Below are 25,651 nucleotides of genomic sequence, written 5' to 3'. Positions count from 1 at the left end.
GCCGTCACAGGAGTCCAGCGATGAACTGCATGCTCAAACCGGTCGGCGAACAGACGATCGTGATCACCGGCGCGACCAGCGGCATCGGTCTCGTCACCGCGCGCAAGGCGGCACGGCGCGGCGCGAAGCTCGTGCTGTTCGCGCGCAACGAGGAAGCGCTGAACACGCTGTGCGAGGAAATCCGCCAGCACGGCGGCCTTGCGGTGCCGGTGGCCGGCGACGTCGGCAATATCGAGGATCTGCAGCGCGCGGCCGCGGCGGCGGCCGACACGTACGGCGGCTTCGACACCTGGGTCAACAATGCGGGCGTGTCGATCTTCGGCACGGCGGCCGCGGTGCCGCTCGAGGATCAGCGCCGGCTGTTCGACACCAACTACTGGGGCGTCGTACACGGCTCGCTCGTCGCGGCCGACCATTTCCGGCGCAAGAGCGATTTCCACGGCGGCGCGATCATCAACATGGGCAGCGAGGCGTCCGACGCGCCCGTGCCGCTGCAAAGCGCATACGTCGCGTCGAAGCACGCGGTGAAAGGCTTCACCGATTCGCTGCGGCTCGAGATGGAAGCGGATCACCTGCCGGTGTCCGTCACGCTGATCAAGCCGGCCGCGATCGACACGATGTTCGTGATGCACGCGAAGAACTACATGAACGTCGAGGCGAAGCTGCCGCCGCCGATCTACGACCCCGACCTGGTGGCCAACGCGATCCTGTTCGCGGCCGCGCACCCGCGCCGCACGCTGTTCGTCGGCGGCGCCGCGAAGTTCACGTCGGCGAGCGCCTACCACGCGCCGCGCCTGTTCGATCGCGTCGCGGCCACGCTGTTCTCGCGCGGCCAGCGCACGGTGCGCCCCGCGCGGCCGCGCGACGACAACGCGCTGTACGACTCGCGCCACGCGCTGCACGAGCGCGAGGGCATGGAAGGGCCGGTGCTGCGCAGCTGTGCGTACAACACGGTGGTGCAGCGGCCGAAGGTTGCCGGCGCGGTCGCGCTGGGCGCGGCGGCGCTGGCGTTTGCCGCGTTCGCGCGGGCACGCCGGTCGTCCGCGTGATTTCGTTGAGATTTTCCAAGGAGGCTTTCATGACATCCCGACAACATACGGGCCACGAATACAGCCACTCGCGTGCGCACGAAGGCGAGCGCACGCAGCAGGACCACGACAAGGGCGGGCACCAGACGGGGCACGGCAAACCGCCGAGCCCGGTCGACGTGCAGAAGGCGCTGAAGGGGATGGACTACCCGGCCAGCAAGTCGGACGTCGTGCAGTGCGCGGAGCGCTCGCATGCCGACCGCGAGGTGCTCGACATGCTGCGCAAGATTCCCGAGCGCGAGTACGACACGCCGGCGTCGGTATCGAAGGAACTCGGGCGGCTGATGTAGGCGTCGCCCCGTCGCGCCGCGTGCGCGAGCGCGCGGCGCACCCATCACGAGGAGCACGACCATGGCGATGATCGTCGCAGGCCGTTTCACGACGTTCGATGAAGCGGAAGGTGGGGCGCGTCACCTTTACGAGCGCGCGTTCGGGCCCGACGACGTGTCGATCTTCTTCCTGAACCCCGGCGGCCAGCACGCACGCTTCCCGATCGGCGGCGACGTGTATGCCGATACGGCGGCGAAACCGGGCGGCCGCGGCGCGATGGTCGGCGCGATTCGCGGCTTGCTGATCGGCGTCGTCGTCGGATTGATCGTGTATGCGCTCGGCTTGCGCTACTGGTTCGTGCCGGCTGCGGGCGCGCTGGCCGGCGCGTATCTCGGCGCATTCGGCGGCGCGCTCGGGCGGATGCGCGGCGAGCAGGCCGAAGGCAAGGGCACGCTCGCGCAGAGCCAGACCGGCGTGATCCTCGCCGCGCGCGTGACGCCCGATACCGCGACGGCTGCGGAAGACGTGCTGCGCGCGACCGGCGCGAAGTCGATCGAGCGTGTCGAAGGCGACTGGCAGGACGGCGAATGGCGCGATTTCGATCCGGTGCGCCGGCCCGATGAAGCCGCGTCCGGCGGCCCGCGCTGAAGATGCCCTTTTTCCAGACGCTTGCAACGCCCACCGTCGAAACACGGTCGACGCGTGCAGGCCGGCGTGCGGCGCGCGCGGCACGCCGCTTGCGCGGCATCGTCGGCATCCGTTCAAGGAGGAACCCATGACCCACGCACAGACCCCGCCGCCGCAGAAACAGGCGCATCGGCCGGGTACCGAGCGCGACATGCATCCGAAGCCGCGCGACGAAGCGGCCGACTACGTCGGCAGCGGCAAGCTCGCCGGCAAGGTCGCGCTGGTGACGGGCGGCGACAGCGGGATCGGCCGCGCCGTGGCGATCGGCTTCGCGAAGGAAGGCGCGGACGTCGCGATCGTCTACCTGAAGGAATCCGACGACGCCGCGCATACGAAGCAACTGATCGAGCAGGCCGGCCGGCGCTGCGAGGCGATCGCATGCGACGTCGGCGATCGCCGGCAGGCGCGCGACGCAGTGGCGCGCACGGTCGAGCGGCTCGGCCGCCTCGACGTGCTCGTGAACAACGCGGGCGAGCAGCATCCGCAGCCGGGCATCGAGGACGTGTCCGAGGAACAGCTCGAGCGCACGTTCCGCACGAACGTGTACGGGATGTTCTTCTGCACGCAGGCCGCGCTGCCGCACTTGAAGCCGGGCGGACGCATCGTCAACACGGCGTCGGTCACCGCCTATCACGGCAGCCCGAAACTCCCCGACTACTCGGCGACCAAGGGCGCGATCGTCGCGTTCACGCGGTCGTTGTCGATCGAGCTGGCCGAACGCGATATCCGCGTGAACGCGGTCGCGCCGGGGCCGATCTGGACGCCGCTGATTCCGTCGACGTTCACGCCCGAACAGGTCGCGAAATTCGGCTCGAACGTGCCGCTCAAGCGACCGGGGCAGCCGGACGAACTGATCGACTGCTACGTGCTGCTCGCGTCGGACGGCGCGAGCTACATGACCGGGCAGACGCTGCATCCGAATGGCGGCTCGATCGTCGGCGGCTGACGGCCGCCCTCACGCAACTACAAGGAGAAAGCAGATGAGACAACCCAACTGGACGATCGCCGCGCTCGTCGCCGGCGTGCTCGCCGTGTCGGGCCTCGCCCGCGCGCAGATGCCGAGCGAGCCGCCCGCGTCGAATTCGCATGTGCCGGGCGGCGTGATCAATCCGTCGTCGGGCGCGGGCGCCGCGGGCGATCCCGGCATCGCGAAAGCGCCGAAGGGCACCGACGCGGAGTTCGTCGACAAGGCCGCGATGGCCGGCAAGGCGGAAGTGCAGGCAAGCCAGCTCGCGCTGAAGCAGGCGCAGTCGGCGGACGTGCGCGCGTTCGCGAAACGGATGGTCGCGGATCACGGCAAGGCGAATGCGAAGCTCGAGGAAATCGCCTCGCGCAAGGGCATGAAGCCGCAGGTCGACCCGATCTCGGATCCCGACGTGGAGGCGCTGCGCGGCAAGAGCGGGCACGACTTCGACACCGCGTATCTGGCGGCGGCCGGCCCCGATGCACACAAGAAGGCAGTCGCGTTGTTCGAAGACGAAGCGCGCGACGGCAAGGACGCGCAACTGCGCGCGTTCGCCAAGTCCACGCTGCCGACGCTCAGGCATCACCTGAGCATGGCAGAGACGGTTGCACGCAAGGTGGGCTCGCAATAACGCGCGCCCGGTTCCACCCTCGGGCCGCACGTGCGGCCCGCTTTTTCGGAGAAGCAGTCATGGCCCAACGGCAATCGAAGCACGAAGGCATCCTCGAACTGCTCTGCCAGGCATACGAGACCGAGCTTGGCGGTGCGCAGATTTACGAGGCCGCGCTCCAGTGCGCGACCGACGAGGATCTGCACAAGGAATGGGAGAAGTACCACCGCGAGACGCTGCATCACCAGGAGGTGCTGCGCAAGGTATTCGAAACGCTCGGCCTCGATCCCGATGCGCAATCGCCGGGGCGCGCCGCGGTGGCCGCCACCGGCAAGTCGCTGGTGCAGGTGATCCAGCAGGCGAAGAAGCAGGCCGACCCGGCCGTCGCGCAGGTGGTGGCAGTCGAGTGCGTGGTGCTGGCCGAAACCAAGGATCACCTGAACTGGGAGTTGATCGGCTACGCGGCCGACCAGTTGCCCGACAGCGACGCCGCGAAGGCGCTGAAGGCCGCGCACGACGAGGTGGAGGCCGACGAGGATCATCATCTGTATCACACGCGTGGCTGGGCGCGCGAGATGTGGATCGAGTCGATGGGCTTCAAGGCGGTGCTGCCGCCGCCGGAGGAAGTGAGGAAGGTGGAATCCGCCGCCGATGCGGCACGTGCCGAGCGCTCGCGCGGCAAGATGATGTAACGACCGGGCGGGCGGTGTCGCGCTCGGCGCGGCGCCCGCCCGCCGGCCATGAAGGTTGCGTACGCAACCGACGTCGGTGGACCGTGTCGATCCTTCACGTCAGCATGTCGACGAGCATCGTCACCACCGACGCCGCCATCAACGCGACCGCCACCCAGCCGAACAGTTTCGATACCGGGCCGCTTCCGGGCTGGCCGGCCGCATCGCGCTTGCCCGACAGCAGCATCACGAGCACGAGCATCGGCACCGCCGCGACGCCGTTGAGCACGGCGCTCCAGTACAACGCCCGGATCGGGTCGATCGGGCTGAAGCAGATCGCGATGCCGACGATCACGCACAGCGCCAGCACCGTGTAGAACGCGGGCGCGCGCCGCACGGGCTCGTTCAACCCTTCGCGGAACCGCCAGGCTTCCGCGCAACCGTAGGCGGCGCTGCCCGCGAACGCGGGAATCGCGAGCAGCCCGCAGCCGACGATGCCGAACGCGAACACCAGGAACGCGGCTTCGCCGGCGAGCGGCCGCAGCGCCTCGGCGGCCTGCGCGGTGCTGCCGATGTCGTGCCGGCCGCGCGCGAAGAAGACGGCCGCGCCGATCACCATGATGCAGAACGACACCGCGTTCGTGACGATCATGCCGGTCCACGTATCGACCGTGACGCGCTGCTCGGTCTCGCGGCGCGTGTCGCGTTCGCCGTCCCGTTGCTCGGCCGTGGTTTGCTCGACTTCGAGCGCGGCCTGCCACACGAACAGATACGGGCTCAGCGTCGTGCCGAGCACGGCGACCGCGGTGGTCGCATACGCATGCGTGAACGCGATCTGCGGCAGCACGATCGCATGCAGCACGCTGCCCCAGTCGACGTGCACGAAGCCGAGTTCGAGCACGTACGCGATCAGGCCGAGCGTCATCCATTTCAGCCAGCGCGCATAGCGTTCGTACGACAGCATCACCTGCAACGCCAGCGATGCGATCCCGTAGAGCGGTGCATACCAGTAGCTGCGGCCGCCGACGACGAGCGCCGTCGCATCGCCCATCGCCGCCAGATCGGCGCCGACGTTCACGACGTTGACGATCACGACCATCACGATCAGCGTCTTCGCGACGCGATCGGAAAACCGTTCGCGGATGCCGGCCACGAGGCCTTCGCGATTGCGTCGCCCGATGAACGCCGCCGCCAGCTGCACGGCGACCATCATCGGCAGCGTGACGACGATCATCCACAGCATGTTGAAACCGAACTGGCTGCCGGCCTGCGCGTAGACGGCGACGTTGCTCGGATCGGCGTCCGACGCGCCCGCGAGCAGGCCGGGGCCGAGCCGCCGATACCACGGTTTCGCGGCGGGCGGCGGCGTCTCGGCCGCCGCCCGCGCGCCATCGCCCAGTCCGCTCATCCGGCGTCCCCGTGCGACGGGCGAGCGCCGCCGCCGCGTCGCTCGCGCGCGAGGCGCGACGCGGTGCGCAACGCGTCGACCAGCGTGCGGTACGCATGTTCGCGGGAATCGGCGCCGCGCGTGCGCAGCACGTACGACGGGTGATAGGTGGCGACGACGAGCCGGCCGTCGTCGGTGCGCACCGGCGCGCGCGTGCGCTCGAGCGTCGCGTCGTTGTCCTGCAGGACCGCGCGCAACGCCGTCGCGCCGAGCGCGACCACCACGCGCGGCTGTACGGCTGCCAGCTCGCGTTCGAGCCAGTAGCGGCACGCGGCCACTTCGCGCTGCGCGGGCGTCTTGTGCAGCCGCCGCTTGCCGCGCGGTTCCCATTTGAAGTGCTTGACCGCGTTCGTCAGATAGACGTGCGAGCGTTCGATTCCGGCTTCGTCGAGCGCGCGGTCCAGCATGCGGCCGGCTGCACCGACGAACGGCATGCCCGCGCGGTCCTCCTGGTCGCCCGGCTGCTCGCCGACCAGCATGATCGTCGCATCGAGGGGCCCGGCGCCCGGCACCGGCTGGGTCGCGTGTTCCCACAGCGCGCAGCGGCGGCACGCGTCGAGCGTGCGCGGGGCCTCGTCGTCGGGCGGCGGTGTCGGAGCATCGGGCGCCTTGCGGCTCATGCGGCGCCTCCGGTGCGGGCCGACGCAGCGGCGCGCGGCGATCGGGCGGAACACTTCGGCAATCGCATGGTCGCACGCGCAGAGGGACGCAAACGGGACGATTGATGCCGCATCGCACGCATGAAGGACTCCCGGATCGACGATGCGAACCACGCAGCAACCGGCATGCCGCATGCAGTCGCTATGGGCGCGCGCCTTGCGTGACAAGTCCGTCCAACGACAGGAGAAGCAGATGCTACCCGACCCCGGCGACGACCCGGCCGCCGACGACGTGCTGTTGTGGCGCGCGCCCGACAGCGTGCCGCGCCGCCCGCGCCGCGTGCTGGTCGTCGACGACTATCGCGATGCGGCGGATGCGCTGCGCTTGCTGCTCGAGGCGCGCGGCTTCGAGTGCCGGGTCGCCGACGATCCGTTCGCCGTGTGCGACGTCGCACGCGACTGGCAGCCGTTCGCGGTCGTACTCGATATCGCGATGCCGGGCCTCGACGGACTGGAACTGGCGACGCGGCTGCGCGGCGATCCGCAAACGGCCGACATGCTGCTGATCGCGTGCAGCGGGCTGGCGTCGCGGCGGGATCGCGAACTGGCGAAGGAAGCCGGCTTCGATGCGCATTGCGCGAAGCCGCTGACGCCGCACCGGCTGCTGGGCTACCTCGAATCGGCGTGCGGCGGCGCGGTGGCGCCGGACGGGGACGTTACACGACCCTTGTAAAAAGGCTGGCGGCGCGCGCGGCGCGGGCAAAAAAACGCCCCGCGCGGGCGGGGCGTGTCGGACGGATGCGCCGGCGAACCGGCGCTGCGTCGCGGTGCGGTCAGTGGCGGCCGCGCGTGCGCGGATCGTCGAGGTCTTCGGTCGGGTCGGTCAGCCCGAGCTCGTCGCCGGCACTCCAGTACGGGGTGCTGCCGTAGAACTCGTGCAGCGGCTCGGCCCATTGCGGATCGGCCATTGCCGGCCAGTGGTCCTTGTCGAACCCCGGCGCGTTGCGGATCCGCTCGGACGATACCGACAGCAGGAAGCACTTGCGCTCGGTATCGAGCGTCAGCGCGCTCCACGGGATCGCATGGAGCTTGTCGCCGATGCCGAGGATGCCGCCGCTCGACAGCACCGCATACGCGATGCGGCCGGAGCGCACGTCGAGCATGATGTCCTTGATCTTGCCGACATCGTCGCCGTCGGTCGTATAGACCTTGTCGCCTTCCAGCGTATCGGCCGCCATCACGTCGGGGCCGGGGCCGGCCGCCGTCGCGGCGCCCTTGCCGATGATGCGGGTCTGACCTTGATCGGGAGTCTGCATGGTTTCCTCCAGGCTGCGTGGGGCGCGACCGTGCCCGGGGGGCGGGCCCTGCGGGTCGCGCGGGTTGTCGGGGCGGGGCGAAAATCGCTCCGTCACGTCTGCTTCGGTTGCGACACGCCTTCCAGCGTGTTCGCCACGTCGTCGCGCTCCGGGCTGGCCGTGCGCGTCGCGATGTCGGCAAGCGACAGCATGCCGACCAGGCGCTTGTCGTGATCGACGACGGGCAGCCGGCGCAGTTGCGCATCGGCCATGTAGTGCTGGATCTCGTCCAGCGAATCGTCGTCGAAGCACCATTCGATCGGGCCGGACGCGACCTCGTGGATTCGCGTCTCCGGCGGCTTGCCGGCCGAGATCGCGCGCACCGCGAGATCGCGGTCCGTCACCATCCCGACCAGCCGGTTGTTGTCGCACACGGGCAGCGCGCCGATGTCGTAGCGCTCCATCAGTTGGGCGGCATGACGGATCGAGTCGGTCGGTGCGATCCGCACGACGTCCTGCGACATGATTTCGTTGACGCGATGCATGAAATTCTCCTTGGCGGTAGGTGAAGCAATGTGCCGATGCGGCTGCTGCGATCCAGCAAGCCGCATGCCGTGCGCGCGGGTCGTCGCGTCATTCGTCGTCGCGTTCCCGCTTGTCCTGCCACGGCCCGTCGTCGTGCGTGCCGGGCGGCGTGTCGGGCTCGATGCGCGTGACGCCGCCGGTCGCGGGCGGGTCGCTCGCTGGAAACGTGTCCTCGAGCTGCTTGTCGATATGACGCTCCGAGTGGCGTGTGTGCGTGCGGTCCTGGTCTTTCAGCGGCGGGTGCGGGTCGGGCTGCCGCTCGTGCGCCGGTGCGTCGTGGCCGTGCCGGGTCGAATCCTTCATGGCGGTGCTCCGTATCGGGGACGATGAGCCGCCTCGGCGCAACCGGCGTTCCCGATCCGCACGCACGGCACGTGATTTGCCGCTCCCACGGCGACCACGACGACGACCATGACGACACGGCGCAACAGCAGGCCTGCTGCGCGCATATCGAGCGGGAGGTACGACGATGATTCCGAAACGACGACCAGGGGTGCGCTACGAGATCAACGTATGCGGCGGCGGATTCGATTCCGTGAAGAGCCATTTCGATACGTGGAAGCATGAACCGCTGATCTACCGGCCCGAGCGCCGGATGTTCGAGGGCAAGGCCGACGTGCGGCCGCTCGGCGACGAGACGTTCGGGGCGACCGAGCCGGCGCGCTTCGCGCTGCAGCGCGCGTGCGAGCCGTCGGATCCCTACGCGCTCGCGGCGCGCGTGCGGGACGACGGCCGCGAGCTGTGGCTGGTCATGGCCGCGTACGACGCGTAGCGGCGTGCTTGCAAGTTTTGCAGCGAACGGTGTAGCGAAGGCATGGCGCTTCGCGTTGGGCCGCGCGACGCCGCGTCGACGCCCGTGCAGGGACGAGAGAGCGGACGGCACGCGGTTTGCGGATCTTCGCTTCACCAATCTTCGATACGCGGCCGTCGCGCCGATATCGACCCGAATCCAGCAACGATAGGGAATGCCGATGACACACGAACCCGAGCGGTGGCTGCAACGGCCCGAGCCACCGATTCCCGACACCGAGCCGGACCCCGAGCCGCCCGATCCCGACGACGTGCCGCCGGACATGCCCGAACCGTACCGGGAACCGGAGGGCGACCCGCCCGGGCATGCGCCGCCGGAACGCGATCCACCGTCCCCGGAGCCGCCGGTGCGCGCGATGCCGCTCGTGCGCAGGGAGGGCCTGCAATGAGTATCCGCGTGAAACCCGGCCTGCTGCGCGACATCGCGGAGACGCTCGGCCGCCATTTCGAGGCGCGCGAGATGCCGTTTCACGTCGAGGAGCAGCCGGCCGGTGCATTGCACGTCGGCTTTCACGTCGACGGCCATCCGGCGTCGCTGACCGTCACGTTCGACCCCGACGCCTTCGCCGCGCTCGAACGGGCCGACGTCGAACGGCAACGCGGCGCGCTCACGCGCGTCGCGGCCGAATTCGACGCGATGATGGCGCGCCGCGGGCCGACCGCGTACGCGGGCGATTTCCATTTCAACCGGCTCTGAGCGGTGCCGCCGCGGCGTGGCTCCGAGCCGCCGACTTCCGGGAGGATTCGATGAACACGATCCAGACGATACGGGTGGGCGCCTGTGCGTTCGCCGCTGCGTGCGCGCTAGGCGCATGCACGCAACCGACCAACGGCCCCTACGGCGCGCATGCGGCGCCGCCCGCGCCGCCCGACGGCCGCGGCGCACAGTCGACCACGACGATGCCGGATGCGAATACGCGCTACGACACGCGTCCGTCGCCGGGCAACGCGATGCCGCAGGGCGCGACCGTCGGCGAACCGGCCGACGTGCCGCCGCCCGGCCCGAACGGCACGCAAGGCGACCCGCCGCTGCCGGGCACGCCGCCGCCGATGCAGTACTGACCCGACGCGTTGCGGCGACGCGGCGCGGCGACGCGTCGCGACGCCGTGTCACGGCATGCCGCATCGCGATGCGGCCGGAGGAATGCGATGGCGAATCAGCACGAGCACCTGGAGGACTGGCTGCGCGATGCATACGCGATGGAGCGCCAGGCTGAGACGATGATCGACGCGCAGATGAAGCGGGTCGGCCACTATCCGCAATTGCAGGATCGGCTCCGGCTGCATCTTGACGAGACGCTCGGCCAGCAGGCGCTCGTCGAAGCGTGCCTGATGCGGCTCGGTACGTCGCCGTCGGCGACCAAGGATCTGTCCGCGCGCGTCGCCGCCTACGGGCAGATCGCGAGCGGCATGCTGGCGGACGACGAAGTCGTGAAGACGGCGTTGGCCGGCTATGCGTTCGAGCAACTCGAAATCGCCGCGTACACGGCGCTCGTCGCGGCGGCGCACGCGGCCGGCGAAGAAGAGATCCGCGCGTGTTGCGAGCGAATCCTGCAGCAGGAGCGCGACATGGCCGCATGGTTGCTGCGTCATCTGCCCGAGTTGACGACCGCGTTTCTCGATCGTTCGGCGGTCGACCGCATCGATGCGAAGCGGTGAAGAGGCGCGTTTTCCCGCGAGCGAAATGCGTGCCCCAAACTTGCCCCCGGCTTGTAAAAAAGCTTTCTCGGCTTGTGTCGAGACGGGGTTCGAACCCGCGAGAGCCGCGACGTATCGCGCTTTGCGCGATTGGCACGGAAGCTGCATGACGTCCGGTAGAAGACATACCGCGAACCGAACCGTCAGGAGGCTTTCGATGCCCGTCTCGCTTGCGCTGCAGATGCGACAGCATCTGGCACTTACGCCGAGGCTTCAGCAGTCGCTGCGGCTGCTGCAGTTGTCCTCGCTTGAATTTCAACAGGAATTGCGTCAGGCGCTCGACATGAACCCGTTTCTCGAAGACGGCCTGGGCGACGAGGAAACGGCTGCCGGAACGCCCGAGCAGCCGACCGAAGCGGCCGCGCCCGAAGCGGCGCCCGAGCACGACGAAATCCGCCCGCCGGACGGCGAGGTGCCGTTTACCGCCGCGCCCGCGCCGCGCGGCACGAGCCGCCAGGGCGAGGACGGCGACGGCCTGTCGCCCGGCGAATGGATGGCCGCCGAGCCGTCGCTGCATCAGCAACTGCACGATGCGCTCCGGCTCTATCCGCTCAACAAACGCGATCGCGAAGCCGCGCGCCTCGTGATCGATGCGCTGGACGATGACGGCTACCTGCGTCAGGCGCTTCCCGAACTCCTGGTCGCCGCCGATCCGGCGTGGCTGCTGTCGGAGCAGGATCTCGCGGTCGCGCTGCGGCTCGTGCAGATGCTCGACCGGCCGGGGATCGCCGCCCGTTCGTTGTCCGAATGCCTGGTGTTGCAGCTCGACGCGATTCCGGCCGGCACGCCGGCGCTCGCGGAAGCGAAAGCGATCGCGCGCGAGCATCTGGAGCGGCTCGCGCGCCGCGAGACGGCCGAGATCCAGCGGCGCCTCGGCTGCAACACGCAGACGCTGCATGCTGCCTGCGCGCTGGTGCGCGGGCTCGACCCGCGCCCCGGCAATCACTACGGCAGCACGCGCGGCGATTACGTGGTGCCCGACGTGATCGTGCGCCAGGTGCGCGACGAATGGGTCGTCACGATCAATCCGGCCGTGCTGCCGCGTGCGCGCTTGCACGAGCGCTACGCGACGCTGTTCGCGCAGTCCAGCGGCGAGCGCGATTCGCCGCTCGGCCAGCAGCTGCAGGAGGCGCGCTGGCTGATCCGCAACGTGCAGAAGCGCTTCGACACGATTCAGCGCGTGGGCGAATGCATCGTCGCGCGGCAGCGCGATTTCTTCCGCTACGGCGAGATCGCGATGAAGCCGCTCGTGCTGCGCGACATTGCCGAGGAACTCGACCTGCACGAGTCGACCGTATCGCGCGCCACCGGCAACAAGTACATGGCCACGCCGCACGGTACGTTCGAGTTCAAGCACTTCTTCCCGCGCAAGCTCGAGGCCGCGGGCAAGGGCGTGTGTTCGGCGTCGGCCGCGAAGGTGCTGATCCGCGACATGATCGCGGCCGAGCGGGATACCGATCCGCTGTCCGACGTCGCGCTCGCCGAGAACCTCGCAGGCCGCGGCATTCTTCTTGCGCGCCGCACGGTGACGAAGTATCGCCAGGCGATGAAGATTCCGCCGGCCGACCTGCGGCGTCGCGACGCCGCGTGACGGCCCGATTGTTCCACCCCGCGCGTGCCGCGCGTTGCGTCGGCTCGCGCGCCAACGAGAGGAGCGCAACCATGCCAGCCAAATCCCAGGCCCAGCAGCGTGCCGCGGGAGCCGCGCTGTCGGCCAAGCGCGGCGACGCGAAAATGAAGGATCTCAAGCCGCCGGCGAAATCGATGGCCAGGTCGATGAGCGAGAAAGAGCTCGAGAAAATGGCGTCCACGTCCACGCACGGCAAACCGAAACACAAGCACGATGCGTGAGCGCCGCCGACGTTTAGTGACGACTGCTGTCATCCAGGAGGGTTCCATGCTTCGATACGCCATCATTTTCTTCGTCATCGCGATCATCGCGGCCGTGTTCGGCTTCGGCGGCATCGCCGCCGGCGCGGCCGAGATCGCGAAGATCCTGTTCTACATCTTCGTCGTGATCTTCCTGGTCACGCTGCTTCTGGGCGTCGTGCGACGATGAGCGTGACGCCCGACCGGTCGCAGCGCGTGCAGGAACTCGAGCACGCGTTCGCGATCGGCTTTCCGTCGCAGTCGACCGTCGTCGTGCATGCGGACGACGCATCGGGACGGCTGACGATCCACGTGTCGTGGGTGCGCGTGCCGTCCGACGAGGACGCGCGCGAATGGCGCTGCGCGGTCGACATGCGGTTCGATGCGGACGTGGTCGAGCGCTACGCGTCGCTCGACACGGCTGACCGGCTGCGCGTGCGCACGCAGCTGTGCGACCGCGCGCGGCGCGCGGTGGACGAGCACAAGCCGCGCATCGAGGATGCCGCGATCGAATGCAACGTCGCGCTCGACGTGACGCGCGCCGAATTCGACGCGGCGCTGCGCGCGCCCTGACGCCGCGGCCGGCCCGCGGCCGTTCGCGGTCGTTTCGCGACCGTTTCGCGGCATCGGGGCCGGCGTTCCCTGCCGTCCGCACGCGCGCGCCGCGGCGCGCCGTCGTGCGGCGGTTCCCTAGCGAATCCCACGAGGACCCCTGACGATGACGAATCCCCCATCCGCCGGCCAGACCCCGCCGACGCAACCGCCCGACAGCGCGAAGTCGCGCCAGCTCGAAGAGAACCGTGCGCGGCCCGACGGCGAGGCGTTGCGCACCAACCAGGGCGTGCGGATCGCCGACAACCAGAACACGCTGCGCGGCGGCGCGCGCGGCCCGTCGCTGCTCGAAGACTTCATCATGCGCGAGAAGATCACGCATTTCGATCACGAGCGCATTCCGGAGCGGGTGGTGCATGCGCGCGGTGCGGCCGCTCACGGCGTGTTCCGCGTATACGAGCCGATGGCCGACTACACGAAGGCCGCGTTTCTGCAGGACCCGGCCGCCGAAACGCCGGTATTCGTGCGCTTCTCGACCGTGCAGGGGCCGCGCGGGTCGTCCGACACCGTGCGCGACGTGCGCGGCTTCGCGGTGAAGTTCTATACCGAGGAAGGCAACTACGACCTCGTCGGCAACAACATGCCGGTGTTCTTCATCCAGGACGCGATCAAGTTCCCCGACTTCGTGCACGCGGTGAAGCCGGAAGCGCCGAACGAGATGCCGACCGGCGCGTCGGCGCACGACACGTTCTGGGATTTCGTGTCGCTGGTACCGGAAACCACGCACATGGTGCTGTGGCTGATGTCGGACCGCGCGTTGCCGGCGAGCTATCGCGCGATGGACGGCTTCGGCGTGCACACGTTCCGTTTCGTGAACGCGGCCGGCGTCGAGCGTTTCGTGAAATTCCACTGGCGGCCCGTGAGCGGCGCGTATTCGCTGCTGTGGGACGAGGCGCAGCGAATCGCCGGCCACGACCCGGATTTCAATCGGCGCGACCTGTGGACGGCGATCGAGCGCGGCGACTATCCGGAGTTCGAGCTCGGCGTGCAGATGATCGATCCGGCCGACGCGGACACATTCGACTTCGACCTGCTGGATGCGACCAAGCTCGTACCGGAAGAAATCGTGCCGGTGCGGCCGATCGGCCGGATGACGCTGAACCGCAACCCCGACAACTTCTTCGCGGAGACCGAGCAGGTCGCGTTTCACCCGGGCCACGTCGTGCCGGGCATCGACTTCACGAACGACCCGCTGTTGCAGGGGCGGCTGTTCTCGTACACCGATACGCAACTGAGCCGGCTCGGCGGCCCGAATTTCCACGAGATGCCGATCAACCGGCCGGTGTGTCCGTTCGCGAACAATCAGCGCGACGCGATGCACCGGCAGACGATCAACGTCGGGCAGGCGTCGTACGAGCCGAACTCGACGAGCGGCGGCTGGCCGCGCGAGACGCCGCCCGCGCCGTCCGGCGGCGGTTTCGAGACCGTGCCCGAGCCGCTCGAAGGCCACAAGGTGCGCGTGCGCAGCGAATCGTTCGCCGACCATTTTTCGCAAGCCGCGCTGTTCTACCAGAGCATGACCGAGATCGAGCAGCGGCATATCCGCGACGCGTACTGCTTCGAACTCGGCAAGGTGACGCAGCCGAAGATTCGCGAGCGCGTGGTCAACGAGATCATCGCGCGCTTCGACGCGGGGCTCGCCGCGCAGGTCGCCGAACGGCTCGGGCTGCCCGCGCCGCAGGCGGCCGCGACGCCGGCCGTCGCGCAGCGTTCGCCCGCGCTGAGCCTGATCGGTCGCGCGAAGCCCGGCATCCGCTCGCGCAAGATCGCGCTGATCGCGACGCCCGGCGTGAATCAGGTGCTCGTCGAGCAGGTGCGCGACGCGCTGCAGGCCGCGCACGCGGTGCCGACGATCGTCGCGCCGACGCTCGCGCCGATCGGCGGCATCGTGCCGGAGGCGACGCTGGCCGGCATGCCGTCGGTGATGTTCGATGCGGTGTTCGTTTGCGGCGGCGACGGCGATGGGCGCGACCTCGCGCACAGCGCCGAAGCCCGCCATTTCGTGCGCGAGGCGTTCAAGCACCTGAAGCCGATCGCGGCCGTCGGGTCGGGGCGGCAATTGCTCAGCGCCGCCCACCTGCCGGATCCGGCCGAAGGCGTGTGCGTCGGGCAGGCGGTCGATCTCGACAAGGTGCTGAACACGTTGTCGGATCACCTGGGCCAGCATCGCGTGTGGGCGCGCGAACAGCAGGCGGCCGAACTGCCGGCATAGGGCCGGCGGCGGCTTGCGCCGTACGGCGCGCCCGCTCCCGGGCGGGCGCGCATCCGGCAAGGAGGAACCACGCATGGCACCGCGGATGATATGGAAAGGCGCGATCAGCTTCGGGCTCGTGCACGTGCCCGTGCAGTTGTTTCCGGCGACGCGTACCGTGAAGCCGTCGTTCCGGATGCTCGACAAGCGCTCGATGGACCCGATCGGCTATCGGCAGATCAACAAGCGCACCGGCAAGGAGGTCGCGCGCGAGGACATCGTGCGCGGCTACGAGTACGAGAAGGAGCGCTACGTCGTGCTCAGCGACGACGAAATCCGCGCGGCGAACCCGGAATCGACGCAGACCGTTGACATCCTGACCTTCGTCGACGAGGACGCCGTGTCGTTCCTCTATCTCGACACACCGTACTACTTGGTGCCCGACCGCAAGGGCGAGAAGGTCTACGCGCTGCTGCGCGACGCGCTGAAGGACAGCGGCAAGATCGGCATCGCGCTCGTGGTGATGCGCGACCGTCAGCATCTGGGCGCGCTGATTCCGGTCGGGCCGATGCTCGCGCTCGATACGCTGCGCTGGCAGGAGGAACTGCGGCCGCTCGACGAATTGTCGGTGCCGGCCGACGACGCGAAGGGCGCGGGCGTCACCGCGCGCGAACTCGACATGGCGAAGAAGCTGATCGACGACATGTCCGGCAAATGGACGCCCGACGAATATCACGACACGTTCCGCGACGACATTCTCGAACTGGTCGAGCGCAAGGTGCGCGCGGGCAAGATCGAGGAGATCGAGGACCGGCCCGCGCAGACTGGCCGCGCGGCGAGCAACGTGGTCGATCTCACCGAGCTGCTGAAGCGCAGCCTGAAGGGCGGCGCCGGCGCGCGCGCGGCGGACCTGCGTGACGAGCGCGACGAAGCGGAGCGCGACGCGTCGTCGTCGCGGGGCGGCGCGCGCCGCAAGCCGGCGGCGAAAACCACGGCGAAATCCGCATCGAAAGGCGCGGCAACGAAAACCGCGGCGAAGCGAACCGCCGCGAAACGCGGCGCGGCGAGCGACCCTGCGGCGAAGAAGACCGCCGCGCGCCGCAAGCATGCGGCGTGATGCCGATGATGCCGATTCCGACTCCGATTCCGACGAGGTGATGCGATGGCCGGCAAGCTCGATCCGTATCGCCGCAAGCGCCATTTCGGCGCGACGCCCGAGCCCGAAGGGGCGCACGGAAAGCGTCGTGCGAAAGCGCACACGAAAGCGGACACGAAGCCTGCCGCGCGCGCACGCCATCCGCTGCGCTTCGTGATCCAGGAACACCACGCGCGACGGCTGCACTACGACTTCCGGCTCGAGCTCGACGGCACGCTGAAGTCGTGGGCCGTGCCGAAGGGGCCGAGCTTCGATCCGCGGGTGAAGCGGCTCGCCGTGCACGTCGAGGACCATCCGCTCGAATACGCGTCGTTCGAAGGCGAGATTCCGGCCGGGCATTACGGTGCGGGGTCGGTTGTCGTGTGGGACGAAGGCACGTGGACGCCCGATGGCGGCATCGCGCACGCACGCGAAGGCTATCGGGCCGGCAAGCTGACGTTCCGGCTGGACGGCCGGAAGCTGCACGGCGGCTGGGCGCTCGTGCGCAGCGGGCGGCAGGAAGGGCGCCAGGAGCAGTGGCTGCTGATCAAGGAGCGCGACGACGAAGCACGCGGCGCGGATGAATTCGACGTCGTCGGCGAGCGGCCGGGAAGCGTGCATGACGGTGCGTCCAACGGCGCGGCGCGGCGCCGCGGATCGACCGGCGCGGACGGCGCCGCACGTGACGCGCGACACGAAAGCCGGCGTCCCACCGAACCGTCGCAAGTCGAAGGCGCGGTGCGTGCACCGCTGCCCGAGCGCGTCGCGCCGCAACTCGCGACACTGGTCGACGCGCCGCCGACGCAGGGCGGTTGGAGTTACGAACTGAAGTTCGACGGCTATCGGATCCTGGCGCGTATCGCAGGCAAGGGCGCACGCCGGCGCGTCACGTTGATGACGCGCGAAGGCCGGGACTGGACCGCGAAGCTGCGCGCGCAGCGCGACGCGCTCGCGGCGCTCGACGTCGACGACGCATGGCTCGACGGCGAGGCCGTCGTGCTCGGCGAAAACGGCCTGCCCGATTTCCAGGCGTTGCAGAACGCGTTCGGCACCGGAAAGGCGGACGCGATCGTTTTCTTCGTGTTCGATCTGCCTTATCTCGACGGATACGACCTGCGCGACGCGCCGCTCGCGGCCCGTCGCGCGCTGCTCGAACCGCTGCTCGCGAACAGCGATCCGGCGCGCGTGCGTTTTTCGCCCGATCTCGGCGAGGACATCGCGTCGCTGATCGCGAGCGCCTGCGACACCGGCCTCGAAGGGCTGATCGGCAAGCGCGCGGACTCGCGCTATCGCGCCGGCCGTTCGCCTGCCTGGATCAAGCTCAAATGCCGGCGCCGGCAGGAGTTCGTGATCGGCGGCTTCACGGAGCCGTCGGGCAGCCGGCACGGCTTCGGCGCGCTGCTGCTCGGCGTGCACGAACCGGCGCCGGCCGGCAAACGGCGGCGCGGGGCCGGGCCGCTGCGCTACGTCGGCCGCGTCGGCACCGGCTTCGACGCGCGGATGCTCGATCGTCTCGCCGCGATCCTGCGCCGGCACGAACGCGACACGATGCCGTTCGATGCGCCGCCGCGCGAACGCACGCGCACGCGCGTGCACTGGGTCGAGCCGAGCCTCGTCGCCGAATGCGAATTCGCCGAATGGACCGGCGACGGCATCGTGCGGCAGGCCGCATTCATCGCGCTGCGCGAGGACAAGCCGGCGGCACAGATCGTCCGCGAGATGCCGAAACACCTGGAAACGGAGGAGGCGATGGATCAGCGTTCGACCACGCAAGACAAGCCGCGGCGGCCGTCGCGCACCGATCGTCACGCGAGCGCGGGTAACGCGCGCGGCGCGCGGGCCGATGCCGATGCCGACACGCTCGGCCGCGTGCGCATCACGCATCCCGAGCGCGTGCTCGACCCGCAAAGCGGCACGCGCAAGATCGATCTCGCGCGGTACTGGCAATGGGTCGCGCCGTGGCTGCTGCCCGACCTGAAAGGCCGGCCCGTCTCGCTCGTGCGCGCACCGGGCGACATCGCCGGCGAGCTGTTCTTCCAGAAGCACGCGGAGCGCCGCGAGATTCCGTTCGTCACGCAGCACGAAGGGCTCGACCCGGGCCATGGGCCGCTGCTGTCGATCGATAGCGTCGATGCGCTGCTCGGCGCGGCGCAGATGGGCACGGTCGAGCTGCACACGTGGAACGCGCATGCGTCGAACATCGAGCGGCCCGACCGCATCGTGTTCGACCTCGATCCCGACCCGGCGCTGCCGTGGCGCACGATGATCGACGCCGCGCAACTCGTGCGCGGGCTGCTCGACGAACTCGGGCTCGTGTCGTTCTGCAAGACCAGCGGCGGCAAGGGGCTGCACGTCGTCGTGCCGCTCGCGCGGCATGCGGGCTGGGACGACGTGAAGGACTTTTCGCGCGCGGTCGCGCAGCACGTCGCCGGTACGCTGCCCGACCGTTTCACCGCGACGATGGGGCCGCGCCATCGGCGCGGCAAGATCTTCATCGACTACCTGCGCAACGGGCGCGGCGCGAGCACGATCGCTGCGTATTCGGTGCGCGCGCGCCCCGGCATGGGCGTGTCGGTGCCGCTCGACTGGGACGAGGTGCCCGACACGACGGGCGGCGCGCAATGGACGATCGACACGCTGCACGAACGCCTGGACACGTTGAAGCGCGATCCGTGGGACGGCTACGCAAAGGCGCGCCAGCGCATCACCGCGGCGATGCGCTCGCGGCTCGGCGCCGACGCATGACCGTCAGCGCCGATGCTGGAGCCGGTAATACCAGTTCATCAGCGGAGTAGCGGAAATCCCGTGCGCGACCACCGACGCGGACACGACGGCCAGCACCGGCGCCGCGAGCGGGCGCACGACCTCGGACGGCCCATGCTCGAGCGCGAACAGCAGGTAGTAGAACGAACCGATCCCGCGGATGCCGAACCACGCCATCAGCCGCCGCTGCGCATGGGTCGCACGCGAGCCGGCAAGCGTGACCAGCACCGCGAGCGGGCGCACCGCGACGAACAGCACGGCGGCCAGCGTGGCGGCGCCCCACGTGACCAGCGGGCCGGGTAGCGTCGAGAGCACGCTGCCGATCATCGTCATCACGATCGCTTCGGCGATCCGTTCGAGCTCGATCGTGAAGCCGAGCACCGATTCGGCCATGAACGCATGCGCTTTGTCCGGATGCTTTTCGGTGGCGACGACGTCTTCCGAATCGATCTGGCCGATCACTTCGCGCGGCGGGCGGTCGCCGCTCGCGCGATGCTCGACGCGCCGCATCGCGACGCCGGCGGCGAACGTCGCGATGAAGCCGAACGTATGCGCGAGCTGCGCGGCGCCGAACGACAGCACGATCAGCGCCAGCGCGAAGAAGCCTTCGAGGCCGAGCGCCTGCGCGTGGCGCGTACGCAGCCAGCCGATCGTCTTCGTCGTGACCCAGCCGAGCCCGCCGCCGATCGCGGCCGCGCCCGCGATGCCCCACAGCGCGACGAGCGCGAACGTGCCCGACAGCGGCGGGATGCCGTGCGTCGCGCCGGGTACGCCGCACAGCGCGAGCCCCGCGAGCGCGAACGGCAGCGCGATGCCGTCGTTCATCCCGCCTTCGCCGGACAACGCGAAGCGCACCAGGTCGCGATCGCCCGGATCGTGCACCTGCACGTCGTGCGCGAGCACCGGATCGGTCGGCGCGAGGATCGCCGCGAGCAGCAGCGCCGGGCCCCAGCCAAGACCCAGCGCGAGCACCGCGCACGCTGCGAGCAGCGGCACCGTGACGATCATCGCGAGCAGCCCGAGCCGGCACGGCACGAGCCACAGCTTGTCCGATAGCGGCACGCGCAACCGCAGCCCGATCGCGAACAGCGACACGAGCAGTGCGACTTCGACGATCTCGCGCAGCAGGCGGCCGTCGCGTTCGAGGTCGAGGTGCAGCAGGCCGGCGCCGGCCGGGCCGAGCCCGATGCCGAGCACCAGGTAAATCATGGCGGAGCTGCAGGGAAGGTGGCGCAGCGCGGACGTCACCACGCCCATGCCCAACAGCACCGCCCCGATGATCAGGTACCAGAGGGTTTCGTGCATGCGTGTGATCGCGGCAGGTCGATACGGGCGGCGCGCCGATCGTCAGGGCTTGCGGCCGAACGCCTCGCGCAATTTTTTCTTCGCGCGTTCGAGCGTCGTGCGGCGCGTCTTGGGGAGGTTGCGGCCCGCGCGGTTCACGTAGAAGTTCAGCATCGACATCGCCGACTGGAACGGCGACGCCTTGCGGCGGCGGCTGTGTTCGGCCGAGCGCTTCAGCGACGCGGCGATCGCGGCTGGATCGTCGGATTTGAAAATGTCGGGCTCGATGTCGAGCGCATCGCTTTTTTGCGTGACTTCGCCGGACCAGCGCTTGCGGTGGGCCGGGTCGGCGCTGCGCGCGCGGCCCGGGCGGCGCGTGTGGCGCTTGCCGTGCGAGTGGGAAGCAGAAGCGGAAGGCATAAGGCAGGGCTCCGTATGGGGTCGCAGGACGGGCATGCAGGGAGAGGCGGCGCAAACCGCGTGCCGCGTCGCAAACGCTGCCCGCGACGGCATGGGCCTTGCTGAAGGATCGGAGCAGGAATTTCCATCACGCGATCATCCATAGGGAGAAAACGCCATGAAGTCAGCATTCGAATCGAAGTTTGTCGCGCGGCGCGTGCTGGCCTGCGCGGCTGTCGCGCTCGTCGCGGCCGCGCCGGCCGCGTGGGCGCAGAACTCGCAGCGCTCGGACGAGGGCACCGGCGCGCCGAATCCGTCGATGGACATGTCGACGCCGGGCGCCAACGGCAATACGGCCGCGCCGCCGCCGCCCGCGGGCACGCAGCGGCATGGCGCGAAGCACGGGATGCGCTCGCACGGCACATCGGCCCGTCACACGAAGCCGGGCGGCGGCCCGAACGGCGCGGGCGAGGGCGGCAGCGGCGCCACGGGCGGCGGTGTCGGCGGCGGCTCCAGCGGTTATTGACGGTGTCGTGCCGGCGCGGCCGGCACGGCGCGATGGCGGCGCGGTTCCCGGGATGGGCACGCCGCCACCACGCAGGAGGACATCATGCAATCGAATTCCCGAATTTCCCTGGCGCACGACGAGCTCGACGACGATGCAGTCGACACGGACGATCTCGACACGACGGTCCACGTGGACGTCGAGACGGGCCGGGTCATGTTCCATGCGGCGTGGGCGAATGCCGTCGAGGCGCCGCCGGAGGCGGCCCGACATTCGGTCGTGCTCGCGCTCGAATGCTCGACGATGGAACGCTACGCGGATCTCGACGACGGCGCGCGCATGCGCGTGCACGCGATGCTGCACGATGCCGTGCAGCAGACGCTCGATCAATTGCCCGATACCGACGAGAACCTGACGCTGACGATCGAGTTGACCGACGCCATGCTCGATGCGGCACGCCATCTGCAGTAATCGCGCCGGATCGACGCACGGCGTCGCGTTACATCACGTTGAAAACTTTGCAGCAGGGCCGGTGTTTGTCACAGGCCGACCGGCCTCGGGGGCCTGTCGGATCCGATTGCGGGTCGTTCCCCGACGGACGCCGGAGGGCGCACGGGTGTGCCGCGACAGGCGGCCGGAACGGCGATTGCTGCATGACGGCACGGCACGACGTGTGCCGCCTTATCCCACTCCACGGAGGCATTTCATGAGCGGCAGGCTGGATCAATGCAAGGTAGCGATTCTCGCGGTCGACGGCTTCGAGGAAGCCGAGCTCGTCGAACCGCAGCGCGCGCTCGCGGCCGAAGGCGCGCAGGTGGACGTGATTTCGCAGAAGCGCGGCGAGATCCAGGGTTTCCGGCACGTCGACAAGGGCGAGCGCGTGAAGGTCGATCGCACGTTCGACGATGCGCGCGAAGGCGACTACGACGCGGTCGTGCTGCCGGGCGGCGTCGTGAACGGCGATGCGATCCGGATGCTGCCGGCCGCGCGCGAATTCGTGACGGCGGCCGTCGGCGCCGGCAAGCCGGTCGCGGCGATCTGCCACGGCGGCTGGCTGCTCGTGTCGGCCGGGCTCGTGGAGGGCAAGACGATGACGAGCTGGCCGAGCCTGCAGGACGATATCCGCCATGCGGGCGGCAAGTGGGTGGACGAGGAAGTCGTGCGCGACGGCAACCTGATCACGAGCCGCAAGCCGGCCGACCTGCCCGCGTTCAACGGCGCGCTGGTCGAGCGCCTCGCGTCGCGGGGGGCATGAGCCGATGCCGGCCGATTCCGCCCGCCCAGTGACGCTCGCCGACGAACCGCCCACGTTCGACGGTGCGGCGCTGCAGTTGCGCTTCGTCGTCGACGTCGCCGGCGTGCCGCAGACCTGCGCGATCACCGTCGAGGCGCTGGAAGATCATTTCGGCGCGCAGTCCGCGCTGGAAGCCGACCTGCGCGACGCGTTCGAGCGTGGCCGCACGCGTATCGAAGCCGCGTGCGCGGACGTGCTGGCGAGCGGCGAGCACGACGTGGTGCTGCATAGCGGGTATTTCCGTGCGCCGACCAAGCGCGGACGGGCGGGGGCGTTTCGCCAGCGGCAATCGTGACGGGATCGCGTTTGCCGGAGCGTTCCTTCCGCCACATGGGCCTTCCGGGCCATTCCGGCTTCTTCCGTTGATGTCCTATAGATTGCTGATTTTAAAGCGATTTATGGGTAACGACGTGCTTGCGGCTACCGTCGACGTCCCGCACAATTTCCTCACGAAGTATGGGTAGCGATGTGGGTTTGTGGGTAGGGAGGGCAACATGGCGGGACGACAACTGCATCGACTCAGCGCTCTGCGAGTCGCGAAGGAAGTGATGCGGGGTCATTACGCGGATGGCGGTGGCCTCTATATGCAGATCGCCGACAGCGGAGCGCGTTCATGGGTGTTCCAGTTCAAACTGAACGGCCGTATATGGGAGATTGGGCTTGGTCTCTGGGTGAGGCGCGAGAACTCGCCGCCGGGTATCGCGATAGGGTGAGGGACCTGATCGATCCCATCCTTGCACGGCGCGAACACCAGCGCTCGACAGCCGCAATACGCTTGCGTCGCCGCTTGCGCACGATCAACTCCGCCTTGCTGTACAGGTGCCAGATGCGCTTGTGGTGGCGAAGCAGCCATCCCGCTGCAACAGCACCTGAATCCGGCGATAACCGTATTGGCGCTTCTGCGCGGCGATGGCCATCATCCGGCCAGTCAGCGCTTCGTCGTCAATTTGGCGGCGTGATTCGTAGTGGAACGGCGAGCGCGAAGTCCCTGCCAGCCCGCAGGCCCCAGTGACACTCATGGCACGTTTGGCCATCAATATCCGGACCGCTTCGCGCTTGGCCTGCGAGCTCACCACGCTCGAGCCAGCGGATGTCTCCGCATCACACGGTCCGTCGCCCATTCGCCTGTCACGCGGTGTGAGCACCACCGAATCGCCGACCATATTGGCGAGGGCGTCGCGACGCTACAGGGGCCGAGTGTCTCATTCTGGATACTGTCGTTAATAAGTACCAGTATGCGGCCTGGCCCACCAAGTTTCGCGACGGGGGACCCGCGCGAGTGCATACCACCTCGTCGAGGTCTCGGTGCTCGATCGGGAGAAATGAAGGGTAACATAGTAATGGCTATGTTACCCTTCATTTCGGGACATCGAGCGAACGCCCCAGGCTCGCCGGACTCACACAACTAAAGTTGCGTCTAGGCCCGGCTGCCGGTGGCGGGTAGACGGGAGGCAGGAGACGCGGCACGAACCGATGCCGTGGTCCGCGCAGGTCGGCCGGGCAGATTCGTCTGGAGAAACAGTCAGGTTGTGTGACACCGGAAGCCGGACCACGTAGTCAGCGCGAGCGTTGACACCCGCACCGGCCCGCTGGTTGTGTGAGCGCGGGCCGGGCGGAAAACGTTCGCGATTGATCTGGGCGAGCGTGGCTGCGACAGGTGTAAGCCGGGGTTCATTGGTGGGCTGCCCGCCGCAGGCAGTAGTGGGGCGGAGGCCAGCGATTTGCGTGTGTGCAGCGGGATGAGGTAGGGTGCAGCTTTGACTTTGTTGCCGAGGCTGTTCATGAACAAGCAGGAACTCATTGACGCGGTCGCAGCGGGCGCGGGCGTCAGCAAAACCGACGCGAGCAAAATCGTCCAGGCGGTCCTGGACGCGATCACGGACGCGGTGAGTCGCGGCGAATCGGTACAGCTGATCGGTTTCGGCGCGTTTTCGCAGGGGCAGCGCGCTGCCCGCACGGGACGTAATCCGACGACGGGCGCGGAGATTGCCATCCCGGCCGCGAATACTGTGAAGTTCACCGCCGGCAAGGCGTTCAAGGACGCGGTGAACGCACTGTGACGCAGCGCGAGGTCGGGCAGGCCGCTTATGCCGGACTGCACCGTGAAATTGCCGATGTAGTTGCGTCTGCGCGCGAAGCGACGGCTCGCACGGTGAACGCCCTGATGACGGCGACATATTGGGAGATCGGGCGACGAATCGTTGAGTTCGAGCAGGGCGGGGAGGGGCGGGCCGCTTATGGCGAGGCGGTGATCCGCCGTTTGGGCGCCGATCTGTCAGAGCGATTCGGGCGCGGCTTCGGATGGCGCAATCTCGCACAGATGCGCACCTTTTACTTGACGTGGCCTGCGGATCGGATTGTGCAGACACTGTCTGCACAATCCACGCCCGCCCGGATTGTCCCGACAGCGTCTGCAAAATCAACCAGGGCGGCGGTGAAGGCGCCGCCGGGCGTGGCGTTTGAGCTAAATTCTATCGCTCAGGCTTTTCCGTTGCCCTGGTCCGCCTACGTTCGCCTCCTCGCGGTGAAAGCGCAAGCTGCTCGCGACTTTTACGAGGCTGAAGCGCTGCGTGAGGGCTGGTCTGTGCGGCAGCTTGACCGTCAGATCAGCAGTCAGCTCTATGAGCGGCTGGTGCTGTCACGCAACAAGGCGTCCTTGCTCGGAAAGGCGGCTGTAGTGCAACCCGGCGATCTTCTCTCGGCAGAGGAAGCGATCCGCGATCCGTTTGTCCTCGAATTTCTTGACATGAAGGACGAATATTCGGAGTCGGATCTCGAAACGGCCTTGATCCAGCATCTGGCGGATTTCCTCCTCGAGCTCGGCGATGACTTTGCGTTCATAGGTCGGCAGCGGCGTCTACGGATCGATGACACC

Annotated in this window: 33 protein-coding genes; 25 read left to right on the top strand and 8 right to left on the bottom strand. The window is 68.7% G+C overall.

Going from position 1 to position 25,651, the window contains the following annotated elements:
• Positions 1-20: 20 nt before the first annotated feature.
• From WS61_RS20375 to WS61_RS20350, 6 genes are all read left to right on the top strand, one after another.
• Complete coding sequence (locus WS61_RS20375; protein ID WP_059502867.1) at positions 21-1,049, top strand: SDR family oxidoreductase; 1,029 nt, start codon at positions 21-23, stop codon at positions 1,047-1,049.
• 29 nt (positions 1,050-1,078) lie between these two features.
• Positions 1,079-1,378 carry a DUF2795 domain-containing protein gene (locus tag WS61_RS20370; protein ID WP_059502866.1) on the top strand — a complete coding sequence of 100 codons (300 nt, stop codon included), beginning with the start codon at positions 1,079-1,081 and terminating at the stop codon, positions 1,376-1,378.
• 61 nt (positions 1,379-1,439) lie between these two features.
• Entirely contained in the window at positions 1,440-2,006 is a 567-nt protein-coding gene (locus WS61_RS20365; protein ID WP_059502864.1) for a hypothetical protein, read from the top strand.
• 127 nt (positions 2,007-2,133) lie between these two features.
• Positions 2,134-2,991: an SDR family oxidoreductase gene (locus WS61_RS20360; protein WP_059502862.1), complete on the top strand. Its 858-nt coding sequence runs from the start codon at positions 2,134-2,136 to the stop codon at positions 2,989-2,991.
• Between the two features lie 34 nt (positions 2,992-3,025).
• A complete protein-coding gene (locus tag WS61_RS20355; protein WP_059502860.1) occupies positions 3,026-3,640 on the top strand; it encodes a DUF4142 domain-containing protein in 615 nt (204 codons plus the stop codon).
• 59 nt (positions 3,641-3,699) lie between these two features.
• Positions 3,700-4,311 (top strand): DUF892 family protein, encoded by a 612-nt coding sequence (locus WS61_RS20350; protein WP_059502858.1) that lies wholly within the window; start codon positions 3,700-3,702, stop codon positions 4,309-4,311.
• A 94-nt stretch (positions 4,312-4,405) separates the two neighbouring features.
• Here WS61_RS20350 and WS61_RS20345 read toward each other — a convergent pair whose 3' ends face one another.
• A complete protein-coding gene (locus WS61_RS20345; protein ID WP_059502856.1) occupies positions 4,406-5,698 on the bottom strand; it encodes an Nramp family divalent metal transporter in 1,293 nt (430 codons plus the stop codon).
• Positions 5,695-6,357 (bottom strand): UdgX family uracil-DNA binding protein, encoded by a 663-nt coding sequence (locus tag WS61_RS20340; protein WP_059503027.1) that lies wholly within the window; start codon positions 6,355-6,357, stop codon positions 5,695-5,697. Before WS61_RS20340 ends, WS61_RS20345 begins: the two co-directional genes overlap by 4 nt.
• Before the next feature lie 232 nt (positions 6,358-6,589).
• Here WS61_RS20340 and WS61_RS20335 point away from each other — a divergent pair, with 232 nt between their 5' ends.
• Positions 6,590-7,069 carry a response regulator gene (locus tag WS61_RS20335; RefSeq protein WP_059503025.1) on the top strand — a complete coding sequence of 160 codons (480 nt, stop codon included), beginning with the start codon at positions 6,590-6,592 and terminating at the stop codon, positions 7,067-7,069.
• A 100-nt stretch (positions 7,070-7,169) separates the two neighbouring features.
• Here WS61_RS20335 and WS61_RS20330 read toward each other — a convergent pair whose 3' ends face one another.
• From WS61_RS20330 to WS61_RS20320, 3 genes are all read right to left on the bottom strand, one after another.
• Complete coding sequence (locus WS61_RS20330; protein ID WP_006498342.1) at positions 7,170-7,652, bottom strand: PRC-barrel domain-containing protein; 483 nt, start codon at positions 7,650-7,652, stop codon at positions 7,170-7,172.
• 92 nt (positions 7,653-7,744) lie between these two features.
• Complete coding sequence (locus WS61_RS20325; RefSeq protein WP_006498341.1) at positions 7,745-8,176, bottom strand: CBS domain-containing protein; 432 nt, start codon at positions 8,174-8,176, stop codon at positions 7,745-7,747.
• An 88-nt stretch (positions 8,177-8,264) separates the two neighbouring features.
• On the bottom strand, positions 8,265-8,519 hold the full coding sequence (locus WS61_RS20320) for a hypothetical protein (RefSeq protein WP_059502854.1): 255 nt from the start codon (positions 8,517-8,519) through the stop codon (positions 8,265-8,267).
• Positions 8,520-8,685: 166 nt separating this feature from the next.
• Between WS61_RS20320 and WS61_RS20315 the strand changes: the two genes are divergently transcribed.
• The 12 genes from WS61_RS20315 to ligD all read left to right on the top strand — a co-directional run bounded on the left by WS61_RS20315 (position 8,686) and on the right by ligD (position 19,276).
• The gene (locus WS61_RS20315; protein WP_012336612.1) at positions 8,686-8,988 is read left to right on the top strand and encodes a hypothetical protein; all 303 of its coding nucleotides are present in this window, start codon (positions 8,686-8,688) and stop codon (positions 8,986-8,988) included.
• A gap of 193 nt (positions 8,989-9,181) precedes the next feature.
• Positions 9,182-9,415: a hypothetical protein gene (locus tag WS61_RS20310; protein ID WP_095211790.1), complete on the top strand. Its 234-nt coding sequence runs from the start codon at positions 9,182-9,184 to the stop codon at positions 9,413-9,415.
• Positions 9,412-9,723, top strand: coding sequence for a hypothetical protein (locus WS61_RS20305; RefSeq protein ID WP_059502851.1), 312 nt, complete (start codon positions 9,412-9,414; stop codon positions 9,721-9,723). The genes WS61_RS20310 and WS61_RS20305 overlap by 4 nt, the downstream gene beginning before the upstream one ends.
• Before the next feature lie 50 nt (positions 9,724-9,773).
• Positions 9,774-10,088, top strand: coding sequence for a hypothetical protein (locus WS61_RS20300; RefSeq protein WP_059502849.1), 315 nt, complete (start codon positions 9,774-9,776; stop codon positions 10,086-10,088).
• Between the two features lie 87 nt (positions 10,089-10,175).
• Positions 10,176-10,685, top strand: coding sequence for a DUF892 family protein (locus WS61_RS20295; protein WP_059502847.1), 510 nt, complete (start codon positions 10,176-10,178; stop codon positions 10,683-10,685).
• A 196-nt stretch (positions 10,686-10,881) separates the two neighbouring features.
• Entirely contained in the window at positions 10,882-12,315 is a 1,434-nt protein-coding gene (gene rpoN / locus WS61_RS20290) for an RNA polymerase factor sigma-54 (RefSeq protein WP_059502845.1), read from the top strand.
• A gap of 71 nt (positions 12,316-12,386) precedes the next feature.
• A complete protein-coding gene (locus WS61_RS20285) occupies positions 12,387-12,575 on the top strand; it encodes a DUF3008 family protein (RefSeq protein WP_059503021.1) in 189 nt (62 codons plus the stop codon).
• A gap of 46 nt (positions 12,576-12,621) precedes the next feature.
• On the top strand, positions 12,622-12,783 hold the full coding sequence (locus tag WS61_RS33870; RefSeq protein ID WP_006498332.1) for a DUF1328 family protein: 162 nt from the start codon (positions 12,622-12,624) through the stop codon (positions 12,781-12,783).
• Positions 12,780-13,166 carry a DUF3022 domain-containing protein gene (locus WS61_RS20280; protein ID WP_059502843.1) on the top strand — a complete coding sequence of 129 codons (387 nt, stop codon included), beginning with the start codon at positions 12,780-12,782 and terminating at the stop codon, positions 13,164-13,166. The genes WS61_RS33870 and WS61_RS20280 overlap by 4 nt, the downstream gene beginning before the upstream one ends.
• Before the next feature lie 145 nt (positions 13,167-13,311).
• A complete protein-coding gene (katE, locus tag WS61_RS20275; protein WP_059502841.1) occupies positions 13,312-15,417 on the top strand; it encodes a catalase HPII in 2,106 nt (701 codons plus the stop codon).
• 73 nt (positions 15,418-15,490) lie between these two features.
• Entirely contained in the window at positions 15,491-16,513 is a 1,023-nt protein-coding gene (locus tag WS61_RS20270) for a Ku protein (RefSeq protein WP_059502839.1), read from the top strand.
• Positions 16,514-16,558: 45 nt separating this feature from the next.
• Entirely contained in the window at positions 16,559-19,276 is a 2,718-nt protein-coding gene (ligD, locus tag WS61_RS20265; RefSeq protein WP_059502837.1) for a DNA ligase D, read from the top strand.
• 3 nt (positions 19,277-19,279) lie between these two features.
• Here ligD and WS61_RS20260 read toward each other — a convergent pair whose 3' ends face one another.
• A complete protein-coding gene (locus tag WS61_RS20260; RefSeq protein WP_059502835.1) occupies positions 19,280-20,599 on the bottom strand; it encodes a cation:proton antiporter in 1,320 nt (439 codons plus the stop codon).
• A gap of 42 nt (positions 20,600-20,641) precedes the next feature.
• The gene (locus WS61_RS20255; RefSeq protein ID WP_059502833.1) at positions 20,642-20,998 is read right to left on the bottom strand and encodes a DUF3175 domain-containing protein; all 357 of its coding nucleotides are present in this window, start codon (positions 20,996-20,998) and stop codon (positions 20,642-20,644) included.
• A gap of 157 nt (positions 20,999-21,155) precedes the next feature.
• Here WS61_RS20255 and WS61_RS20250 point away from each other — a divergent pair, with 157 nt between their 5' ends.
• The 4 genes from WS61_RS20250 (at position 21,156) to WS61_RS20235 (ending at position 23,071) form a co-directional block, all read left to right on the top strand.
• Positions 21,156-21,503, top strand: a complete 348-nt coding sequence (locus tag WS61_RS20250) for a hypothetical protein (RefSeq protein ID WP_059502832.1) — start codon at positions 21,156-21,158, stop codon at positions 21,501-21,503.
• A gap of 84 nt (positions 21,504-21,587) precedes the next feature.
• The gene (locus WS61_RS20245) at positions 21,588-21,953 is read left to right on the top strand and encodes a DUF3022 domain-containing protein (RefSeq protein ID WP_059502830.1); all 366 of its coding nucleotides are present in this window, start codon (positions 21,588-21,590) and stop codon (positions 21,951-21,953) included.
• Between the two features lie 235 nt (positions 21,954-22,188).
• Entirely contained in the window at positions 22,189-22,737 is a 549-nt protein-coding gene (locus WS61_RS20240) for a type 1 glutamine amidotransferase domain-containing protein (RefSeq protein WP_059502828.1), read from the top strand.
• Positions 22,738-22,741: 4 nt separating this feature from the next.
• A complete protein-coding gene (locus WS61_RS20235) occupies positions 22,742-23,071 on the top strand; it encodes a DUF1488 domain-containing protein (protein ID WP_059502826.1) in 330 nt (109 codons plus the stop codon).
• 502 nt (positions 23,072-23,573) lie between these two features.
• Here the strand turns inward: WS61_RS20235 and WS61_RS34950 are convergent.
• A complete protein-coding gene (locus WS61_RS34950) occupies positions 23,574-23,849 on the bottom strand; it encodes a hypothetical protein (protein ID WP_157692760.1) in 276 nt (91 codons plus the stop codon).
• 708 nt (positions 23,850-24,557) lie between these two features.
• On the opposite strand from WS61_RS34950, the gene WS61_RS20225 reads away from it, so the two are divergent.
• Both WS61_RS20225 and WS61_RS20220 read left to right on the top strand, forming a co-directional pair.
• Positions 24,558-24,836, top strand: coding sequence for an HU family DNA-binding protein (locus tag WS61_RS20225; protein WP_059502824.1), 279 nt, complete (start codon positions 24,558-24,560; stop codon positions 24,834-24,836).
• Positions 24,833-25,651: PDDEXK nuclease domain-containing protein (locus WS61_RS20220; protein WP_095211789.1), on the top strand; the 819-nt coding region annotated here is incomplete at its 3' end. The genes WS61_RS20225 and WS61_RS20220, both read left to right, overlap by 4 nt.

It is taken from the genome of Burkholderia sp. ABCPW 11, from assembly GCF_001523445.1.
In the GTDB taxonomy this organism is placed as follows: Bacteria; Pseudomonadota; Gammaproteobacteria; order Burkholderiales; family Burkholderiaceae; genus Burkholderia.
Note: the sequence above shows the minus strand (reverse complement) of the source record. Positions and strands in the feature narration are given on the sequence as shown.

Coding starts and splice junctions, on each gene's coding strand:
- WS61_RS20375 (WP_059502867.1), top strand. CDS start 21: ATGAACTGCATGCTCAAACCGGTCGGCGAACAGACGATCGTGATCACC.
- WS61_RS20370 (WP_059502866.1), top strand. CDS start 1,079: ATGACATCCCGACAACATACGGGCCACGAATACAGCCACTCGCGTGCG.
- WS61_RS20365 (WP_059502864.1), top strand. CDS start 1,440: ATGGCGATGATCGTCGCAGGCCGTTTCACGACGTTCGATGAAGCGGAA.
- WS61_RS20360 (WP_059502862.1), top strand. CDS start 2,134: ATGACCCACGCACAGACCCCGCCGCCGCAGAAACAGGCGCATCGGCCG.
- WS61_RS20355 (WP_059502860.1), top strand. CDS start 3,026: ATGAGACAACCCAACTGGACGATCGCCGCGCTCGTCGCCGGCGTGCTC.
- WS61_RS20350 (WP_059502858.1), top strand. CDS start 3,700: ATGGCCCAACGGCAATCGAAGCACGAAGGCATCCTCGAACTGCTCTGC.
- WS61_RS20345 (WP_059502856.1), bottom strand. CDS start 5,698: ATGAGCGGACTGGGCGATGGCGCGCGGGCGGCGGCCGAGACGCCGCCG.
- WS61_RS20340 (WP_059503027.1), bottom strand. CDS start 6,357: ATGAGCCGCAAGGCGCCCGATGCTCCGACACCGCCGCCCGACGACGAG.
- WS61_RS20335 (WP_059503025.1), top strand. CDS start 6,590: ATGCTACCCGACCCCGGCGACGACCCGGCCGCCGACGACGTGCTGTTG.
- WS61_RS20330 (WP_006498342.1), bottom strand. CDS start 7,652: ATGCAGACTCCCGATCAAGGTCAGACCCGCATCATCGGCAAGGGCGCC.
- WS61_RS20325 (WP_006498341.1), bottom strand. CDS start 8,176: ATGCATCGCGTCAACGAAATCATGTCGCAGGACGTCGTGCGGATCGCA.
- WS61_RS20320 (WP_059502854.1), bottom strand. CDS start 8,519: ATGAAGGATTCGACCCGGCACGGCCACGACGCACCGGCGCACGAGCGG.
- WS61_RS20315 (WP_012336612.1), top strand. CDS start 8,686: ATGATTCCGAAACGACGACCAGGGGTGCGCTACGAGATCAACGTATGC.
- WS61_RS20310 (WP_095211790.1), top strand. CDS start 9,182: ATGCCGATGACACACGAACCCGAGCGGTGGCTGCAACGGCCCGAGCCA.
- WS61_RS20305 (WP_059502851.1), top strand. CDS start 9,412: ATGAGTATCCGCGTGAAACCCGGCCTGCTGCGCGACATCGCGGAGACG.
- WS61_RS20300 (WP_059502849.1), top strand. CDS start 9,774: ATGAACACGATCCAGACGATACGGGTGGGCGCCTGTGCGTTCGCCGCT.
- WS61_RS20295 (WP_059502847.1), top strand. CDS start 10,176: ATGGCGAATCAGCACGAGCACCTGGAGGACTGGCTGCGCGATGCATAC.
- rpoN (WP_059502845.1), top strand. CDS start 10,882: ATGCCCGTCTCGCTTGCGCTGCAGATGCGACAGCATCTGGCACTTACG.
- WS61_RS20285 (WP_059503021.1), top strand. CDS start 12,387: ATGCCAGCCAAATCCCAGGCCCAGCAGCGTGCCGCGGGAGCCGCGCTG.
- WS61_RS33870 (WP_006498332.1), top strand. CDS start 12,622: ATGCTTCGATACGCCATCATTTTCTTCGTCATCGCGATCATCGCGGCC.
- WS61_RS20280 (WP_059502843.1), top strand. CDS start 12,780: ATGAGCGTGACGCCCGACCGGTCGCAGCGCGTGCAGGAACTCGAGCAC.
- katE (WP_059502841.1), top strand. CDS start 13,312: ATGACGAATCCCCCATCCGCCGGCCAGACCCCGCCGACGCAACCGCCC.
- WS61_RS20270 (WP_059502839.1), top strand. CDS start 15,491: ATGGCACCGCGGATGATATGGAAAGGCGCGATCAGCTTCGGGCTCGTG.
- ligD (WP_059502837.1), top strand. CDS start 16,559: ATGGCCGGCAAGCTCGATCCGTATCGCCGCAAGCGCCATTTCGGCGCG.
- WS61_RS20260 (WP_059502835.1), bottom strand. CDS start 20,599: ATGCACGAAACCCTCTGGTACCTGATCATCGGGGCGGTGCTGTTGGGC.
- WS61_RS20255 (WP_059502833.1), bottom strand. CDS start 20,998: ATGCCTTCCGCTTCTGCTTCCCACTCGCACGGCAAGCGCCACACGCGC.
- WS61_RS20250 (WP_059502832.1), top strand. CDS start 21,156: ATGAAGTCAGCATTCGAATCGAAGTTTGTCGCGCGGCGCGTGCTGGCC.
- WS61_RS20245 (WP_059502830.1), top strand. CDS start 21,588: ATGCAATCGAATTCCCGAATTTCCCTGGCGCACGACGAGCTCGACGAC.
- WS61_RS20240 (WP_059502828.1), top strand. CDS start 22,189: ATGAGCGGCAGGCTGGATCAATGCAAGGTAGCGATTCTCGCGGTCGAC.
- WS61_RS20235 (WP_059502826.1), top strand. CDS start 22,742: ATGCCGGCCGATTCCGCCCGCCCAGTGACGCTCGCCGACGAACCGCCC.
- WS61_RS20225 (WP_059502824.1), top strand. CDS start 24,558: ATGAACAAGCAGGAACTCATTGACGCGGTCGCAGCGGGCGCGGGCGTC.